A 17,003-nucleotide genomic window follows, 5' to 3' on the forward strand; every position below is an offset into this window, starting at 1 on the left:
TGTTTTTTCGCGCAGCTATCAGAAACCTGATGGCGCATTCAGCGCCGTAAACGAACGCGTGACTCGCAATAGCGGCACGTCATATACGCACCCGCAACACAGAGGGTCAACGGCACAAAAAAGCTGAAATCCATGCCGGTGAATTCCATAAGCAGCACAATGGCAGTGAGCGGCATTTGCATCGACGAGGCGAGAAAAGCCGCGCCACCGGTCAGCGCGAATTCCGCCATACTGCCACCGGGGAAAAATTGCCCAACCAGCAGGAACATCAGCGCTCCCAGCAGGGCACCAATCGCCAGACCTGGCGTGAGCAGGCCGCCTTCGGCTCCGCTGCGCAGCACCATCCAGATACTCAGCACTTTCAACCCGATCAACATTGCCGCCAGCGGCAGCGTAACGTCTCCGCCAAAACTGAGTTGCACCGGACCGCGCCCATTGCCTGGTAATTGCGGAAACCAGATAGCGAGCAAGCCGAGACAGGCAAAAGCGATAAAACAGAAGACCGGCATCTGCCAGTTGGTTTTCACCTGTGCGCGCGCGTTTTTGGTCATCCGCCGGAACAGACTGGCGGCATAGCCGAACAACGGGCCGGACAAGGTAGCCCAGATAATCAAGGACAGGTGCGCGGCGGGGGCGGTAAAAAGATATTGTCGCTCGTTGCCCAGCACCAGCGATGCCACGAACGCAGCGAGAGCGGAGGTGACAATGGCGGCAATGACCGCATCCCAACTGATCGTGACCAGCAACACCTCAAGGGTAAAAATCGCGCCCGCCAGCGGGACGTTATATACCGCCGCCAGCCCGGCACCTGCGCCGCAGGCGATCACCAGCCTCGTCTCTTGCGCATTTAAGCCGATATACCGTGCGATCCCACCGCCAAACAGGGCACCAACTTCACGCGGTGCGCTTTCACGCCCGAGCGGCGAGCCCATCGCCACGGTAACAACTTGCAAGAGCGCATGGGTTAAGGTGGTGAAAGCAGGCATCGGGCGCTGAACATCTTTTAGCGCAGCGACCACACCGACACGTTTTTTTGCATAGCGCGCCAGGAGCCACCAGCCCCAGCCTGCCACCACACCCGCAGCAGCAAGAGAAGCAAAACGGCGCAGGGCGCTGGCATCCGTTACGCCCTGTAGAAATGGTGCGCCGCCGATTAGCGATTGCTGGCTATAACCAAAAGCGAGGTGCTGGATGGCATGCAGCAGAAGGGCGATCAACATACCAGCCGCGCCGGAAAGCAACCCGGTCAGCAACAGGGCCAGCCAGCGACGTTGCCAGCAAGAATCAGGGGTTTCACGCATGGTGTTTTTATCGGTGTCATAATTTTTAGGATTATTATTCCACAGAAAATATGAACCTTTTAACAATGCGTCTGGAAAACATGGGGATAAACAGGAAAGCGCACCGCCTGAATCAACAGGCGGTGCGGGAGGTTAACGCGGTAAAGTAGCGCCTTTCAGGCTTTGCACAAAGGCTTTCAGTTCAGCCAGCATAGCCGTTGGGTTGGCGAGATTTTTCTCGATGATTTTCACGATCGCTGAACCGGAAATCGCCCCGGCGGCACCTGCTTCTACGGCAGCGCTAACCTGATCCGGTGCGGAAATACCGAAGCCCTGCAGCGCGGGCGCAGCGTGATACTCGGTAAGTTTTTCCACCAGATGGTGCAGTGGCAGCGCCGCACGGTTTTCCGCGCCCGTGACCCCAGCGCGCGAAAGCAGGTAGGTGTACCCCCGGCCATAAGAGGCAATCTGGCGCAGCAGATCGTCGTCCGCGTTTGGCGGGCAGATAAAAATGGGCGCGATATTATGGCGCAAAGCCGCCTGGCGGAACGGTGCGGACTCTTCAATCGGCACATCCGCCACCAGCACAGAATCGACGCCGACTTTTGCGCACTGGGCATAGAATTCGTCAATTCCCCGACTGAAAACCAGGTTGGCGTACATCAGCAAGCCAACAGGGATGGTCGGATGCTTCTGGCGAATGGTTGCCAGCATTTCGAAACATTGTGACGGTGTCACGCCTGCGGCAAAGGCGCGCAGCGTGGCGTTCTGGATGGTCGGGCCATCCGCCAGCGGGTCGGAAAAGGGGATCCCCAGCTCAAGCGCATCCGCACCCTCTTCAATCAGCGTATCAATGATTTTTAACGACTGTTCCGGGGACGGATCGCCCAGCGTGACGAAGGGAACGAATGCACCTTCTTTACGCGCGCTCAGCTGTTTAAATAAATTGTCATAGCGTTCCATCAGATTTCCCCTCGCGCTTTCAGGATGTCATGTACGGTAAAAATATCTTTGTCGCCGCGTCCGGAAAGGTTAACCACCAGCAACTGTTCTTTGTCCGGGTTCTCGCGCATCATTTTTAGCGCATGGGCGAGGGCGTGCGAGGATTCCAGCGCCGGAATGATCCCTTCATGGCGGCACAGGGTTTTGAAGGCTTCCAGCGCCTCGTCATCGGTGATCGAAACATAGTCGGCACGCCCCGTACTGTTGAGGTACGCATGCTGCGGTCCGACTGACGGGAAATCAAGACCCGCAGAAATAGAGTAAGACTCTTCAATCTGGCCTTCTTCTGTCTGCATCATCGGCGATTTCATACCAAAATAGATGCCAACGCGGCCATGTTTCAGCGGTGCGCCGTGCTCGCCGGTTTCAATACCGTGACCCGCCGGTTCGACACCAATCAGGCCGACAGAGGTTTCGTCGATAAAATCGGCAAACATACCGATCGCGTTAGAACCACCGCCCACACAGGCGATAACTGCATCCGGCAGACGCCCCTCTTTTTCGAGGATCTGCGCTTTGGTCTCTTCACCAATCATGCGCTGGAACTCGCGCACAATGGTCGGGAAAGGGTGCGGACCTGCCGCAGTTCCCAGCATATAGTGCGCGGTTTCATAGCTACCAGACCAGTCGCGCAGCGCCTCGTTACAGGCATCTTTCAGCGTGGCGGAACCGCTGTGTACCGGGATGACTTCCGCGCCCATTAAGCGCATGCGGAACACATTTGGCGACTGGCGTTCAACGTCTTTTGCGCCCATATAAATGCGACATTTCAGGCCCAGCAGGGCGCTCGCCAGCGCCGAGGCCACGCCATGCTGACCCGCTCCCGTTTCGGCGATAATTTCGGTTTTGCCCATGCGTTTTGCCAGCAACGCCTGACCCAGCACCTGGTTGGTTTTGTGCGCGCCACCATGCAGCAAATCTTCACGCTTGAGGTAAAGCGTGGTGCGCGTACCGGCAGTAATGTTCTGGCATTTGGTCAGCGCGGTCGGACGTCCGGCGTAGTTTTTCAGCAGATCGTTAAACTGTTGCTGAAATTCGGCATCGCTCTGTGCGCTGACAAAGGCTTCTTCAAGCTGGCGCAATGCCGGCATCAGGATTTGCGGAACGAACATTCCGCCAAACTCGCCAAAATAGGGATTCAGTAGTGTTGTCATTATCTTCTTTCCTTAATAAGCGCGCAGCGTGCGGAAAACCGAGGCCAGTTTGCTGGCATCTTTGATACCCGGTTCCGACTCCACGCCTGAATTAAAATCGAGTCCGGCACAGCCGGTTTTGGCCGCCTGCACGCAATTATCTGCGCTCAGGCCACCAGCAAGAATCACGTTATCCAGCGGTTCGCCTGCCAGCAGCGACCAGTCGAAACGTTTACCGCTGCCGCCCTGGCCGTTATCAAACACATATTTATCGACCTGCCGGAAGCGCCGCGCGGGCAGGCTGTCGCCAACGCTGAGCGCTTTCCAGATTTGCGTCTTTGTCGGCAGACGCTCGCGCAGCGTATCGATATAAGCCTGGTCTTCATCACCGTGCAGTTGGACGGCTACCAGATTGAGCGCGTTAACTTTAGCCACCACGTCTTCGGGCGCGGCATTACTGAACACACCAACATATTGCAGTGGCGCGGCCTGCATCAACGTTTGTGCCTGCACTTCCGTTACGGCGCGCGGGGAGCTGGCCACGAAGATCAAACCACCGTAGATGGCACCGGCCTGATGAGCCGCCTGCGCGTCCTGCGGGCGGGTCAGCCCGCACACTTTGTTTTCACCCAGCAAAACGCGTTTTACTGCCGCATCGAGATCGTCATGGGACATCAGCGCGGAGCCAATCAGGAAACCATTGGCAAAATGGCTGAGCTCACGCACCTGAGCATAAGTATTGATGCCAGATTCGCTGATGACCGTCACGCCTGTGCCAAGGCGCGGTGCAAGCTCACGGGTGCGGTTCAAATCGATGGACAGGTCGCGCAGGTCGCGGTTGTTGATGCCGACGACTTTCGCTTCCAGCGCGATAGCGCGTTGCAGCTCTTCTTCATTACTGACTTCCGTCAGCACGCCCATATTCAGACTGTGCGCGACGGCGGCAAGCTGGCGGTACTGCTCATCGTCGAGTACCGAAAGCATCAGCAGGCACGCATCTGCCTTGTAGTAACGCGCCAGGTAAATCTGATAAGCGTCGATAATAAAGTCTTTGCACAGGATTGGCTGCGGCGCGATGCCGCTGACAATCGGCAGAAAATCAAAACTGCCCTGGAAATATTTCTCATCCGTCAGCACGGAAATTGCCGACGCATGATGTTTGTAAATAGACGCAATGCGCGCCGGGTCAAAATCATTGCGGATCACGCCTTTGGAGGGCGAGGCTTTTTTGCACTCCAGGATAAACGCTGTCCGCGTGCCTTGCAGGGCATCGTAGAAGCGACGTGTGCTTGGCACGACATCGTTCTGAAAACTGGCCAGCGGTTGTTGCTCCTTGCGCGCCGCTACCCATACGGCTTTATCGGCGACGATTTTCGCTAAAACGGTCTGCATTTTTTACCCTCTTGCCGCAAGTGCGGTGACTTTGTCGTAGGCTGCTCCGCTGTGCAGCACATCCAGAACTTTCTGCGCGTTGGCCTGTAAATCCTCTTCGCCGTGCAGACGCATCAGCATGGCGACATTGGCGGCGACGGCGGCTTCATGCGCGGCCTCACCTTTACCCTGGAGTAAGCGTGTCAGAATGTCACGGTTTTCTTCCGGTGTCCCGCCAGCCAGCGCTTCCTGATGGTATGGCGTCAGGCCAAAGTCGGCAGCGGTGAGTTGGTAACTTTTGATTTCGCCATCGTGCAGTTCGGCAACCAGTGTAGGCGCATGCAGTGACACTTCGTCCATGCCGCCGCTGTGTACGACTGCCGCACGCTGATAACCGAGGACGCGCAGGGTTTCGGCAATCGGCAGCACCAGCTCCGGGCTATAAACGCCGATCAGCGCCAGCGGCGGGTGCGCCGGATTAATCAACGGGCCGAGCACGTTGAACAGCGTGCGGGTTTTCAACTGCTGACGGACCGGCATTGCGTGGCGAAAACCGGTGTGATACTTCGGCGCAAACAGGAAACAGACACCCAACTCATCGAGCGCGGTACGCGATTTATCTGCGTTCATATCCAGATTAATACCAAATGCCGCCAGCAAATCCGATGAGCCGGAACGGCTCGACACGCTGCGATTGCCGTGTTTGGCGACTTTCAGTCCGCACGCAGCAGCGACAAATGCACTGGCGGTGGAAATATTGATGCTGTTGCTGCCGTCGCCACCGGTGCCGACGATATCGGCAAAAGCATAGTCCGGGCGCGGGAACGGCGCGGCATTCTCCAGCAGTGCGGTGGCCGCTCCGGCAATTTCGTTGGGATGCTCACCGCGAATTTTCATACTCACCAGCGCGGCCGCCAGTTGTTCCGGCTTCAGCTCGCCGCGTACCACCGCAGAGAAAAGCTGGTGGCTCTCCTGCTGGCTGAGTGTTTGCGCCTGATACAGTTTTTCCAGAATCGGTTGCAGCGTATTTGTCTGCTCCAGTTTTTGCAGCGCCCAGGCCAGCGTTTGTTCCAGCATACGTGCGCCTTGCGTGGTCAAAATCGACTCCGGGTGGAACTGGAAACCGCAAACGCGATCGGCGTCGTGACGCACCGCCATCACCATGCCGTTAAAATGGGCATTGATGGTTAATCCTGCCGGGATGTTGCTGCCCACCAGTGAGTGGTAACGCGCAACGGGAAGCGGGTTACTTAACCCCGCGAACATCGCCTGGCCATCATGTTCGATACTTGAGGCTTTGCCGTGGAGGATTTCACCAGCCTGGCCGACGTAGCCGCCATAGGCTTCAACAATCGCCTGGTGGCCGAGGCAGATACCGATAATCGGTAACTTGCCGCGCAACCGCGTAAGCAGCTCCGGCATGCAGCCCGCTTCAGACGGTGCGCCTGGGCCTGGAGAAAGCATCAGCACCGGGTTTTGCATTGTCTGAAGGCGGTCGATCAAGGTCTGCGCCGGAACATGGTTACGGTAAATCACCACGTTGTGTCCGCTCGCACGCAGCTGATCCGCCAGGTTGTAAGTAAAGGAATCGATGTTATCAAGCAGCAGAATGTCAGCCATCAGAAAGTCTCCTGAGCGTGGTGTGCGGTAGCGATAGCGCGCAGAACCGCGCGAGCTTTATTACGGGTTTCATCGGCTTCAGATTGCGGAACGGAATCCAGCACGACACCCGCGCCTGCCTGTACCGTTGCCACACCGTCCTCCACCCACGCAGAACGAATCACGATGCAGGTATCCAGATCGCCATGGGCGGTGAAATAACCCACCGCGCCGCCGTAACTACCGCGACGTGTGCCTTCCGCTTTAGCAATTAACTGCATTGCGCGCACTTTTGGCGCACCGCTCAAGGTGCCCATGTTCATGCAGGCGCGGTAGGCGTGCAGAACATCCAGATCCTGACGCAGCTCACCCACCACGCGTGAAACCAGGTGCATCACGTAGGAGTAGCGATCGACTTTGGTTAAATCAGCGACATAGCGGCTACCCGGTGTGCAGATGCGCGCCAGATCATTACGCGCCAGATCCACCAGCATTAAGTGTTCTGACAGCTCTTTGTGGTCGGTACGCATCTCCAGTTCAATACGGCTGTCGAGATCGCGATCCAGTGAACCATCCGGACGGCGTCCACGCGGACGGGTGCCGGCGATAGGGTAGATCTCAATCTGGCGGTTGCTGGCGTCGTATTTCAGCGAGCTTTCCGGTGAGGCACCGAACAGCGTGAAATCGTTATCCTGCATAAAGAACATGTACGGGCTGGGGTTGCTCTTTTTTAACACTTCGTAAGCCGCCAGCGGTGAAGGGCAAGGCAGGGTGAAGCGACGAGACGGTACTACCTGAAAAATCTCGCCCGCGCGAATCGCTTTTTGCATTTCGCGAACCACTGCGCCGTACTCTTCATCACTCTGGTTGCAGTCGCAGCGCATATGTTCAACTTTCTCCACCGGCAACGCACCGGCCGGGTGATCCAGCTGCTGGCGCAGGGTGTCGATTCGCTGGAGCAGGCGGTCTTTTTCCTCTGCTGAAGGCGTAAACAGGCTTGCCTGGATACGGGTTTGCTGTTTCTGGTGGTCGATCACCAGTAAGGTTTCGGCGAGGTAAAAGCAGTAGTCCGGGCAACGGCGATCGTGCGTAAGCTGCGGTAAATCTTCAAAACCGGCTACCAGGTCATACGCGAACAAGCCGCCGAAGAACATGGCTTCGCGTTCATCGCAAGGGACGTCGACCAGGTTTTGTAATAAGCGAAAAGCATCAAACACAGAGAGCGAACAGAGGCGGGCGTCTTCATCCAGCAGGCTGCTGACCGGCGGGAATCGCAGCTCGCGCCCATCGGGCAGCAGGGTGTTTTCAACACCGGCTGGAAGGGCGTTATCCAGCAGCGCCAGGAGTGCTGCTCCATTTTCAGTTAATGCTGTAATGGTGACAGTGTCACCAAGCGCGGTGATACGCAATGCGCTATCAACCAACAGCAGGCTTTTTAAGTCACTTTTACTATCAATATCCGCTGATTCCAGCAGCAGAGTTGCCGGGCGGGCACCGCATAATTGATGGAACAACGCCGTCGGGTTACTGCGGTAGCTGGCGTTGCTGGTCAGAAGTTCGAGTGCTGGTTTTTGCGTTTGCATAGTCGCTCTCATTATTTATTTTGTTCAAAAAAAAGCCCGCTGGGTGAGCGGGCCTGGTATCGGTATGCTGAATGCGCACGTGATCTCACAGCCCTTGTCAGGGAGTGCGCCACCAGCGAGTAACAGAGAAATGTGCATTCATGTTTGCGATACCTTGTTGTGTGAACTTGCGTACTAGTTAACTGGTTCAGGAAAAGAAAGTCAACCTCGAATTCAGAAAATATTCTCTGGACTGTATGATAGGCGACAAACCGACGTCCAGATGAATTAGCGGAGCCGCTTTGAGCGACACGAATTACGCCATTATTTACGATCTTCACAGCCATACGACGGCCTCTGACGGTCTGCTTTCCCCGGAACAACTGGTGCATCGCGCGGTAGAAATGCGCGTCGGTACGCTGGCGATAACCGACCACGATACCACCGATGCCATTCCTGCAGCCCGTGCGGAAATTGTCCGTGCCGGACTGGATTTGCAGCTTATCAGCGGTGTGGAGATCTCCACCGTCTGGGAAAACCACGAAATACATATTGTTGGTCTGAATATTGATATTGACCACCCGACGCTGCGTACTTTTTTGCAGGCGCAATCTGAACGCCGGGTCCAGCGGGCGAAACTGATTGCTGAGCGTTTAGAAAAAGCGCACATTCCCGGTGCCTGGGAAGGCGCGCAACGGCTGGCGCAGGGGGCGAATGTAACGCGCGGACACTTTGCCCGTTTCCTGGTGGAACAGGGCAAAGCGAGCAATATTGCCGATGTGTTTAAAAAGTATCTGGCACGGGGCAAAACGGGATACGTTCCTCCCCAGTGGTGTACAATAGAACAAGCTATTGATGTGATTCATCATTCTGGCGGAACGGCGGTAATGGCCCACCCTGGTCGCTATAACCTTTCTGCTAAATGGCTGAAAAGGCTGCTGGCGTATTTTGCACAGTGCGGCGGTGAGGCGATGGAAGTCGCCCAATGCCAGCAGGCTCCCAACGAGCGAACGCAGCTCGCCGCGTATGCCTGTCAGTTTGGTTTATTGGCGTCGCAAGGTTCTGATTTCCATCAGCCTTGCCCATGGATTGAACTGGGGCGCAAACTCTGGCTTCCGGCCGGTGTTGAGGGCGTATGGCTGAAATGGGAGCAGCCGCAACAGAACAGAGAGAGGGAAGTATGAGTCAATTTTTTTATATTCATCCGGAAAACCCCCAGCCGCGGTTGATTAACCAGGCGGTAGAAATTGTGCGTAAAGGCGGCGTCATCGTGTACCCCACCGATTCCGGTTATGCGTTGGGCTGTAAAATTGAAGACAAAGGGGCGATGGAGCGTATTTGCCGCATTCGTCACCTGCCGGATGGTCACAACTTTACGCTGATGTGCCGCGATTTATCGGAGCTGTCGACGTATGCCTTTGTCGATAACGTGGCTTTTCGTCTGATTAAAAATAATACGCCCGGCAATTACACGTTTATCCTGAAAGGGACAAAAGAGGTGCCGCGCCGTTTATTGCAGGAAAAACGCAAAACGATTGGTCTGCGCGTACCGTCGAACCCGATTGCGCTGGCGCTGCTGGAAACGCTCAACGAACCGATGCTCTCCACCTCGTTAATGCTGCCGGGCAGTGATTTTACCGAATCTGATCCGGATGAAATTAAAGATCGGCTGGAAAAAATGGTGGATTTAATCATCCACGGTGGCTATCTCGGCCAACAACCGACGACGGTGGTCGATTTAACGGAATCGACACCCGAGGTTATTCGCGAAGGGGTTGGCGACGTTAAGCCTTTCTTATAGTGGCGCAAGCCGCTATACTACGCGGCCATTTCAACAGCGGCTTCGCCGACCTGATGACCCTATTCGACGCCTGTGAAGGCGACACCTGAAGGAAGCTCTATGAGCGAGAAACTACAGAAAGTGCTGGCGCGAGCTGGCCACGGTTCCCGCCGTGAAATCGAATCTATTATTGAGGCTGGCCGCGTAAGCGTGGACGGCAAAATCGCCACACTGGGCGATCGCGTGGAAGTAACGCCTGCGCTGAAAATCCGTATCGATGGCCACCTCATTTCAGTGAAAGAGTCCGTGGAGCAGATCTGCCGCGTGCTGGCGTACTACAAACCGGAAGGCGAACTCTGTACGCGTAACGATCCGGAAGGACGCCCGACAGTTTTTGATCGTCTACCGAAACTGCGCGGCGCGCGCTGGATCGCGGTAGGTCGCCTCGACGTTAATACCTGCGGTCTGTTGCTGTTTACCACCGATGGTGAACTGGCGAACCGCCTGATGCACCCGAGCCGTGAAGTTGAGCGTGAATACGCGGTACGTGTTTTTGGCGAAGTTGATGACGCGAAGTTGCGCGATCTGTCGCGCGGTGTGCAGCTGGAAGATGGCCCGGCGGCGTTTAAAACCATCAAGTTCAGCGGTGGCGAAGGCATTAACCAGTGGTATAACGTCACCCTGACCGAAGGGCGCAACCGTGAAGTGCGTCGTCTGTGGGAAGCGGTTGGCGTACAGGTTAGCCGCCTGATCCGCGTACGTTACGGTGATATTCCGCTGCCAAAAGGTTTGCCTCGCGGTGGCTGGACGGAACTCGATCTGGCGCAAACGAACTACCTGCGTGAGCTGGTGGGGCTGGATGCGGAAACGCAATCCAAAGTGGCCGTGGAGAAAGATCGCCGTCGCATGAAAGCGAACCAGATCCGCCGCGCGGTGAAACGTCACAGCCAACCGGCTGGCAAGTCCGGTGGTGGTCGTCGTCCTGGCAGTTCGCGTAATAAAAACGACTGATCCTAATAAAGAATATGAGAAAGGGGCGAAAGCCCCTTTTTTGTTGCTCACCAAAGAATCATGTCAGTGGATGTGGAACTGATTTGGTTCAGCCCGATCGCTTGCGTGAAATCTCACGCGGTAGCTGTAGCTGCTTGCTAAGGTCTGCGGCCCGGTCTCCAGGGGTAAAAAGCGCTGCCTGCAATGACGGCAGCCTTACGTCGCGTCAGTAATCGATACCTTGTTGCGCTTTCACGCCCGCTTCAAAAGCGTGTTTCACCGGTCGTAATTCGCTGACGGTATCCGCCAGGTCAAGAATATCGCGGTGGCAGCCGCGTCCGGTGATAATCACCGTCTGGTTTGCCGGGCGTTTGCGTAACGCGTCAAGTACCGTTTCCAGCGGCAGGTAATCATAGGCCACCATATAGGTCAGTTCATCCAGCAGCACCATATCCAGCGCGGGATCGGCCAGCATTCGTTCGGCATGTTGCCAGACCGCCAGACAGGCTGCGGTGTCGCTTTCGCGGTTTTGCGTATCCCAGGTAAAACCGGTTGCCATCACCTGGAATTCCACGCCCAGCGGTTCCAGCAGGTTGCGTTCGCCATTCGGCCACGTCCCTTTGATAAACTGAATGGCGCCCACTTTTTTACCATGGCCGACTGCGCGTGTTGCCGTACCGAATGCGGCGGTGGTTTTCCCTTTACCGTTTCCGGTAAAAACAATAATGATCCCGCGTTCATCCTGTGCGGCAGCGACGCGCGCATCGACACGCTCTTTCACGCGCTGCTGGCGTTGCTGATATCGTTCTTCGCTCATTGTGAAATTCCTGGTTTGCGACCCGGTTGGGCATCAAAACTCATACCGGTTTTACGGCGGCTGTCATCGCCCATCAGCCACAGATAAAGCGGCATAATATCGGCGGGGGTTTTCAGTTTGTCTGGATCTTCGGTCGGAAAGGCGCTGGCACGCATTTTGGTGCGCGTACCGCCTGGGTTAATACAGTTGACCCGCACCCGGTTTTGATACTCTTCGGCCAGCACCTGCATCATCCCTTCGGTGGCAAATTTCGACACAGCATAAGCGCCCCAGTTAGCACGTCCCTGGCGGCCAACGCTCGAGGAGGTGAAAACCAGAGAGCCGCAGTCCGAGTTAAGTAATAAAGGAAGAAGCGCCTGGGTGAGATAAAAAGTGGCGTTCACGTTGACCTGCATCACCTCGTTCCAGACTGCTGGAACCTGCTCGATCATTGGCGATACATCCCCGAGTAAACCGGCATTGTGCAATACACCATCCAGACGCGGCACGGTGGCCGCAATGGTATCAGCCAGTTGCTGGCACATTTCCGGGGTGCAGCTTGCCATATCGAGGGTAAACCACTGCGCTTGCTGGCCTTCTTGTTCAATATCGCGCGCAACCTGCTGTAATTTCGCGTCGTCTCGCCCCAGCAGAATGAGGCGGGCGCCGTAGCGGGCGTAGGTCAGCGCCGCTTCTTTGCCGATGCCGTCGCTGGCACCGGTCACCAGAATGATGCGATCGTTTAACAAATCGCGTTGTGGCTGATAATGCACACTCTCTCCTCAGGCCGGAGCCTGTTATCGCCTTCACATGTTGGCTTTATGCCTTAAACAGAGGGCTATTTCAATCAGCCTGCGGGAAGGTTGCGCAACCTTTACGAAAAAATTCAGCAACATGGCACATTGTACCAATGGCTTACGCGAGACGTGCCAGCATCGCTCATGTACACTGGTGCGATTGTCGAGTGGTGTAATCGAGGTGGTATGCATGGAATTACTGTCTGAGTATGGCCTGTTTCTGGCCAAAATCGCGACTGTCGTCGTGGCGATTGCTGTTGTGGCCGTGCTGATTGTTAATTTGACACAGCGCAAACGCCAGCGGGGAGAACTGAAAATCACCCGTTTGAGTGAGCAATATAAAGAGATGCAGGAGGAGATGTCGGTGTCCTTGCTGGATGATCACCAACAGAAACGTTGGCACAAAGCGCAGAAGAAAAAACTGAAGCTGGAAGCGAAAGCGGCAAAAGCGAAGGCGAAGGCCGGCGAACAGCAAGACAAAGGCGCGCCGCGTGCCTATGTGCTCGATTTCAAAGGCAGTATGGACGCGGGCGAAGTCAACGCATTGCGTGAAGAGATTACGGCAGTGCTGGCGGTGGCAACGCCGCAGGATCAAGTCGTTGTGCGCCTGGAAAGCCCGGGAGGCGTGGTGCATGGCTACGGTCTTGCCGCTTCCCAGTTACAACGTTTGCGCGACAAGCATATCCCGTTGACCATCGCCGTCGACAAAGTGGCTGCCAGTGGCGGCTATATGATGGCCTGCGTGGCCGATAAAATTGTTGCGGCACCGTTCGCGATCATCGGGTCTATCGGCGTGGTAGCGCAGATCCCCAACTTTAACCGCTTTCTCAAAGGCAAAGAGATCGACATTGAGTTGCACACGGCGGGTCAGTTCAAACGTACGCTGACACTGCTTGGTGAAAACACGGAAGAAGGGCGGCAGAAATTTCGCGAGAGCCTGAACGAAACTCACGATCTGTTTAAAGGTTTTGTTCACCAGATGCGGCCTGAACTGGACATTGAAAGCGTGGCGACGGGTGAGCACTGGTACGGCTCCCAGGCGCTTGATAAAGGGCTGATCGACGCCATTGGCACCAGCGATGATCTGCTGCTGGGGCTTATCGAAGATCACGAAGTGATTGGTGTGCGCTATCAGCAGCGTAAAAAACTGATGGAGCGTTTTACGGGCAGTGCGATGGAGAGCATCGATCATTTGCTGATGCGCTGGTGGCAGCGCGGGCAAAAACCGATGATGTAAAAACGCGAGGCTTCGGCCTCGCGTTTTCTTTTAGTCAATCAGATGATATTTTTCAGAAAGCTCATGCGCTAAGTATTTGAACATGTTGAATACCGCTGTACTTTTCGCCGTCGGTAAGCCTTGCTCATCAAGAAAATACTCGCCGCTGAAAACTAGTACGCCGTTACGCTGGCTGACGCCGGTCGCGACGATACCGGATAGCGTGTCATCATGCTCACTGATCATTTTATTAGCCAGTTCAAGCAGAGACTGGCGATTGATTGGCTGAGATGTCTCTTGCATTTTTCTACTCCTCAAAAAATTTCGTCAGTTTACCGCTGGCCCGGTTCCCGGGCAAATTTTCCCTGGTTTTGCAAGGGCTTTGCCTGGGCGTTGTGCTGGCGTGATCCGCTTTTGCATGCTAATAAAGTTGCGTAACAAATTTTATCAGGTACAGTGTGACGCTTTCGTCAATCTGGCAACAGATTTGCTTGACATTCGACCGTTATATCGTTGTGCTACTCCGCCCTGGCGCGAAAAAGCCTGTAAACTCAGTCACCTGAACGCTCCGTTTTACGCGCTTTGTTAAAAAAAGGGTTGATATCCATTGACGCCGCCGCAATATTGAATGCTCGTCGCCGGTGGGTCTGAAGCGACATGCGACGAATTTCTGGAAGAATTTAATTAGGTAAAGGTGAATATGGGTAAAGCTCTCGTTATCGTTGAGTCCCCGGCAAAAGCCAAAACGATCAATAAATATCTGGGTAATGACTATGTGGTTAAATCCAGCGTTGGTCATATCCGTGATTTGCCGACCAGTGGCTCAGCACCCAAAAAGAGCGCAGACTCAGCCTCCGCCAAAACGGCTAAGAAGCCTAAAAAGGATGAACGCGGCGCTCTTGTCAATCGCATGGGGATCGACCCATGGCACAACTGGGATGCACATTATGAAGTGCTGCCCGGTAAAGAGAAGGTGGTTTCCGAGCTGAAATCGCTGGCGGAAAAAGCCGACCACATCTATCTCGCAACCGACCTTGACCGCGAAGGGGAAGCCATTGCGTGGCACCTGCGGGAAGTGATCGGTGGCGACGAGAAACGCTACAGCCGTGTCGTGTTTAACGAAATTACCAAGAATGCGATTCGTCAGGCCTTCGAAACGCCGGGCGAACTGAATATTGACCGTGTGAATGCTCAACAGGCGCGCCGTTTTATGGACCGCGTGGTGGGCTACATGGTGTCTCCACTGCTGTGGAAGAAAATTGCCCGCGGCCTCTCCGCTGGTCGCGTACAGTCGGTCGCCGTGCGATTGGTTGTTGAGCGCGAACGCGAAATTAAAGCGTTTGTGCCGGAAGAGTTCTGGGAGATCGACGCTGCTACAGCGACGCCTGGTGGCGATACGCTGCCGCTGCAGGTGACTCATGAAGGGGATAAAGCCTTCCGTCCGGTTAATCGCGAGCAAACCATGGCGGCGGTCAGCCTGCTGGAAAAAGCGCGTTATACGGTGCTGGAGCGGGAAGATAAGCCGACCAGTAGCAAACCGGGTGCACCATTTATTACCTCTACGCTGCAACAGGCCGCCAGTACGCGTCTGGGTTTTGGCGTGAAGAAAACCATGATGATGGCGCAGCGCCTGTATGAAGCCGGCTACATCACTTATATGCGTACCGACTCGACAAACCTGAGCCAGGACGCCGTGTCGATGGTGCGCAGCTACATTGCTGATAACTTTGGTAAAAAATACCTGCCGGAAAACGCTAATCAGTACGCCAGCAAAGAGAACTCTCAGGAGGCGCACGAAGCTATTCGTCCTTCCGATGTCGCGGTGTTAGCTGAATCGTTAAAAGACATGGAAGCCGACGCGCAGAAGCTTTATCAGCTGATCTGGCGCCAGTTTGTCGCCTGTCAGATGACGCCTGCTCAGTATGATTCCACCACGCTGACGGTGGGCGCAGGCGATTTCCGTCTTAAAGCTCGTGGTCGTATCCTGCGTTTCGATGGCTGGACAAAAGTGATGCCCGCGCTGCGCAAAGGTGATGAGGATCGTACGTTGCCTGCGGTGAATAAAGGCGATGTTCTTTCGCTTGTAGAGTTAACGCCGGCACAGCACTTTACCAAACCACCTGCGCGTTTTAGCGAAGCTTCGCTGGTAAAAGAGCTGGAAAAACGCGGCATCGGCCGCCCGTCTACCTATGCGTCGATCATCTCGACCATTCAGGACAGGGGTTATGTGCGTGTTGAAAGCCGCCGTTTTTATGCGGAAAAAATGGGCGAAATTGTTACCGATCGTCTGGAAGAGAATTTCCGCGAGCTGATGAACTACGATTTTACCGCACAGATGGAAGACAGCCTCGACCGCGTGGCGAACCACGAAGCGGAATGGCGCAAGGTGCTGGACAGCTTCTTTGGCGATTTCTCTCGCCAGCTGGAGCAAGCTGAACAGGACCCTGAAGCGGGCGGTATGCGTCCGAATCAGATGGTACTGACCAGCATCGACTGCCCGACATGTGGGCGTAAAATGGGCATTCGTACCGCCAGTACCGGGGTTTTCCTTGGCTGTTCCGGCTATGCGTTACCGCCGAAAGAGCGCTGCAAAACCACCATTAACCTGGTGCCGGAAAACGAAGTGCTCAATGTGCTGGAAGGCGAAGATGCGGAAACCAACGCGCTGCGCGCCAAACGTCGTTGCCAGAAATGTGGTACGGCGATGGACAGTTACCTGATTGATCCGAAGCGTAAACTGCATGTCTGTGGGAATAACCCAACCTGCGATGGCTACGAGATCGAAGAGGGTGAATTCCGCATCAAAGGGTATGACGGCCCAATCGTTGAGTGTGAAAAATGCGGTTCTGAAATGCACCTGAAAATGGGGCGTTTTGGTAAGTACATGGCTTGCACCAACGACGAGTGTAAAAACACGCGTAAGATCCTGCGTAACGGTGAAGTTGCACCGCCGAAGGAGGATCCGGTACCGTTGCCGGAGTTGCCGTGCGAAAAATCGGATGCCTATTTTGTTCTGCGTGATGGCGCAGCCGGGGTGTTCCTCGCGGCGAATACCTTCCCGAAATCTCGCGAAACACGTGCACCGCTGGTAGAAGAACTGTACCGCTTCCGTGACCGTCTGCCGGAAAAACTGCGCTATCTTGCGGACGCCCCGCAGGAAGATCCGCAGGGCAATAAAACCATTGTGCGTTTTAGCCGCAAGACCAGGCAGCAATATGTTGCTTCGGAAAAAGACGGGAAAGCGACCGGGTGGTCAGCGTTTTATATCGACAATAAATGGACTGAAGCTAAAAAGTAGTTTTTTCAGCCATATACCTTCAGGGGCCGGTTTTCCGGCCCTTTTTATTTGCGCGTTATTATTCTTTGTTCGCTGCTATACACGGAAGCTATAAATGATATAGTTGTTATAGCTAACCGCTTTTTTATTATCAAATCGTATTAAGCGATAACCCCGTTTGCGTACTTCGGATGGTCTGT

At 55.1% G+C, this 17,003-nt stretch carries 14 protein-coding genes and 1 other annotated feature; of the genes, 5 read left to right on the forward strand and 9 right to left on the reverse strand.

Annotated features, from left to right (window positions below; translation table 11 throughout):
• Positions 1 to 38 precede the first annotated feature (38 nt).
• The 6 genes from AAIG26_RS01755 to AAIG26_RS01780 all read right to left on the reverse strand — a co-directional run bounded on the left by AAIG26_RS01755 (position 39) and on the right by AAIG26_RS01780 (position 7,968).
• The gene (locus tag AAIG26_RS01755; protein ID WP_343179476.1) at positions 39 to 1,301 is read right to left on the reverse strand and encodes a chloride channel protein; all 1,263 of its coding nucleotides are present in this window, start codon (positions 1,299 to 1,301) and stop codon (positions 39 to 41) included.
• A gap of 132 nt (positions 1,302 to 1,433) precedes the next feature.
• Positions 1,434 to 2,243, reverse strand: a complete 810-nt coding sequence (gene trpA, locus AAIG26_RS01760) for a tryptophan synthase subunit alpha (protein WP_343179478.1) — start codon at positions 2,241 to 2,243, stop codon at positions 1,434 to 1,436.
• Entirely contained in the window at positions 2,243 to 3,436 is a 1,194-nt protein-coding gene (trpB, locus tag AAIG26_RS01765; protein WP_016495858.1) for a tryptophan synthase subunit beta, read from the reverse strand. The genes trpA and trpB overlap by 1 nt, the downstream gene beginning before the upstream one ends.
• Before the next feature lie 12 nt (positions 3,437 to 3,448).
• Positions 3,449 to 4,807 (reverse strand): bifunctional indole-3-glycerol-phosphate synthase TrpC/phosphoribosylanthranilate isomerase TrpF, encoded by a 1,359-nt coding sequence (gene trpCF / locus AAIG26_RS01770; protein WP_343179480.1) that lies wholly within the window; start codon positions 4,805 to 4,807, stop codon positions 3,449 to 3,451.
• A gap of 3 nt (positions 4,808 to 4,810) precedes the next feature.
• Positions 4,811 to 6,406: a bifunctional anthranilate synthase glutamate amidotransferase component TrpG/anthranilate phosphoribosyltransferase TrpD gene (trpD, locus tag AAIG26_RS01775; protein ID WP_343179481.1), complete on the reverse strand. Its 1,596-nt coding sequence runs from the start codon at positions 6,404 to 6,406 to the stop codon at positions 4,811 to 4,813.
• A complete protein-coding gene (locus AAIG26_RS01780; RefSeq protein WP_343179482.1) occupies positions 6,406 to 7,968 on the reverse strand; it encodes an anthranilate synthase component 1 in 1,563 nt (520 codons plus the stop codon). The genes trpD and AAIG26_RS01780 overlap by 1 nt, the downstream gene beginning before the upstream one ends.
• A 26-nt stretch (positions 7,969 to 7,994) precedes the next feature.
• Positions 7,995 to 8,089: a sequence feature (Trp leader region), on the reverse strand.
• 160 nt (positions 8,090 to 8,249) lie between these two features.
• Between AAIG26_RS01780 and rnm the strand changes: the two genes are divergently transcribed.
• From rnm to rluB, 3 genes are all read left to right on the forward strand, one after another.
• Complete coding sequence (gene rnm, locus AAIG26_RS01785; RefSeq protein WP_097405901.1) at positions 8,250 to 9,131, forward strand: RNase AM; 882 nt, start codon at positions 8,250 to 8,252, stop codon at positions 9,129 to 9,131.
• Complete coding sequence (locus AAIG26_RS01790; RefSeq protein ID WP_313625556.1) at positions 9,128 to 9,748, forward strand: L-threonylcarbamoyladenylate synthase; 621 nt, start codon at positions 9,128 to 9,130, stop codon at positions 9,746 to 9,748. Before rnm ends, AAIG26_RS01790 begins: the two co-directional genes overlap by 4 nt.
• Positions 9,749 to 9,847: 99 nt before the next feature.
• Positions 9,848 to 10,738 carry a 23S rRNA pseudouridine(2605) synthase RluB gene (gene rluB / locus AAIG26_RS01795; protein WP_016495864.1) on the forward strand — a complete coding sequence of 297 codons (891 nt, stop codon included), beginning with the start codon at positions 9,848 to 9,850 and terminating at the stop codon, positions 10,736 to 10,738.
• Between the two features lie 205 nt (positions 10,739 to 10,943).
• Here the strand turns inward: rluB and cobO are convergent, their stop codons facing one another.
• Together cobO and AAIG26_RS01805 are read right to left on the reverse strand one after the other, a co-directional pair.
• Positions 10,944 to 11,534, reverse strand: a complete 591-nt coding sequence (gene cobO / locus AAIG26_RS01800) for a cob(I)yrinic acid a,c-diamide adenosyltransferase (protein ID WP_016495866.1) — start codon at positions 11,532 to 11,534, stop codon at positions 10,944 to 10,946.
• A complete protein-coding gene (locus AAIG26_RS01805) occupies positions 11,531 to 12,286 on the reverse strand; it encodes a YciK family oxidoreductase (RefSeq protein WP_343179483.1) in 756 nt (251 codons plus the stop codon). Before AAIG26_RS01805 ends, cobO begins: the two co-directional genes overlap by 4 nt.
• A 214-nt stretch (positions 12,287 to 12,500) precedes the next feature.
• Here AAIG26_RS01805 and sohB point away from each other — a divergent pair, with 214 nt between their 5' ends.
• Positions 12,501 to 13,547, forward strand: coding sequence for a protease SohB (sohB, locus tag AAIG26_RS01810; RefSeq protein ID WP_016495868.1), 1,047 nt, complete (start codon positions 12,501 to 12,503; stop codon positions 13,545 to 13,547).
• A 30-nt stretch (positions 13,548 to 13,577) separates the two neighbouring features.
• Here the strand turns inward: sohB and AAIG26_RS01815 are convergent, their stop codons facing one another.
• The gene (locus AAIG26_RS01815) at positions 13,578 to 13,829 is read right to left on the reverse strand and encodes a YciN family protein (protein ID WP_016495869.1); all 252 of its coding nucleotides are present in this window, start codon (positions 13,827 to 13,829) and stop codon (positions 13,578 to 13,580) included.
• Between the two features lie 397 nt (positions 13,830 to 14,226).
• Here AAIG26_RS01815 and topA point away from each other — a divergent pair, with 397 nt between their 5' ends.
• The gene (gene topA, locus AAIG26_RS01820; RefSeq protein WP_016495870.1) at positions 14,227 to 16,824 is read left to right on the forward strand and encodes a type I DNA topoisomerase; all 2,598 of its coding nucleotides are present in this window, start codon (positions 14,227 to 14,229) and stop codon (positions 16,822 to 16,824) included.
• Positions 16,825 to 17,003: the final 179 nt, after the last annotated feature.

Source organism: Kosakonia sp. PSU_27, assembly GCF_039409795.1.
Classification (GTDB): domain Bacteria; phylum Pseudomonadota; class Gammaproteobacteria; order Enterobacterales; family Enterobacteriaceae; genus Kosakonia.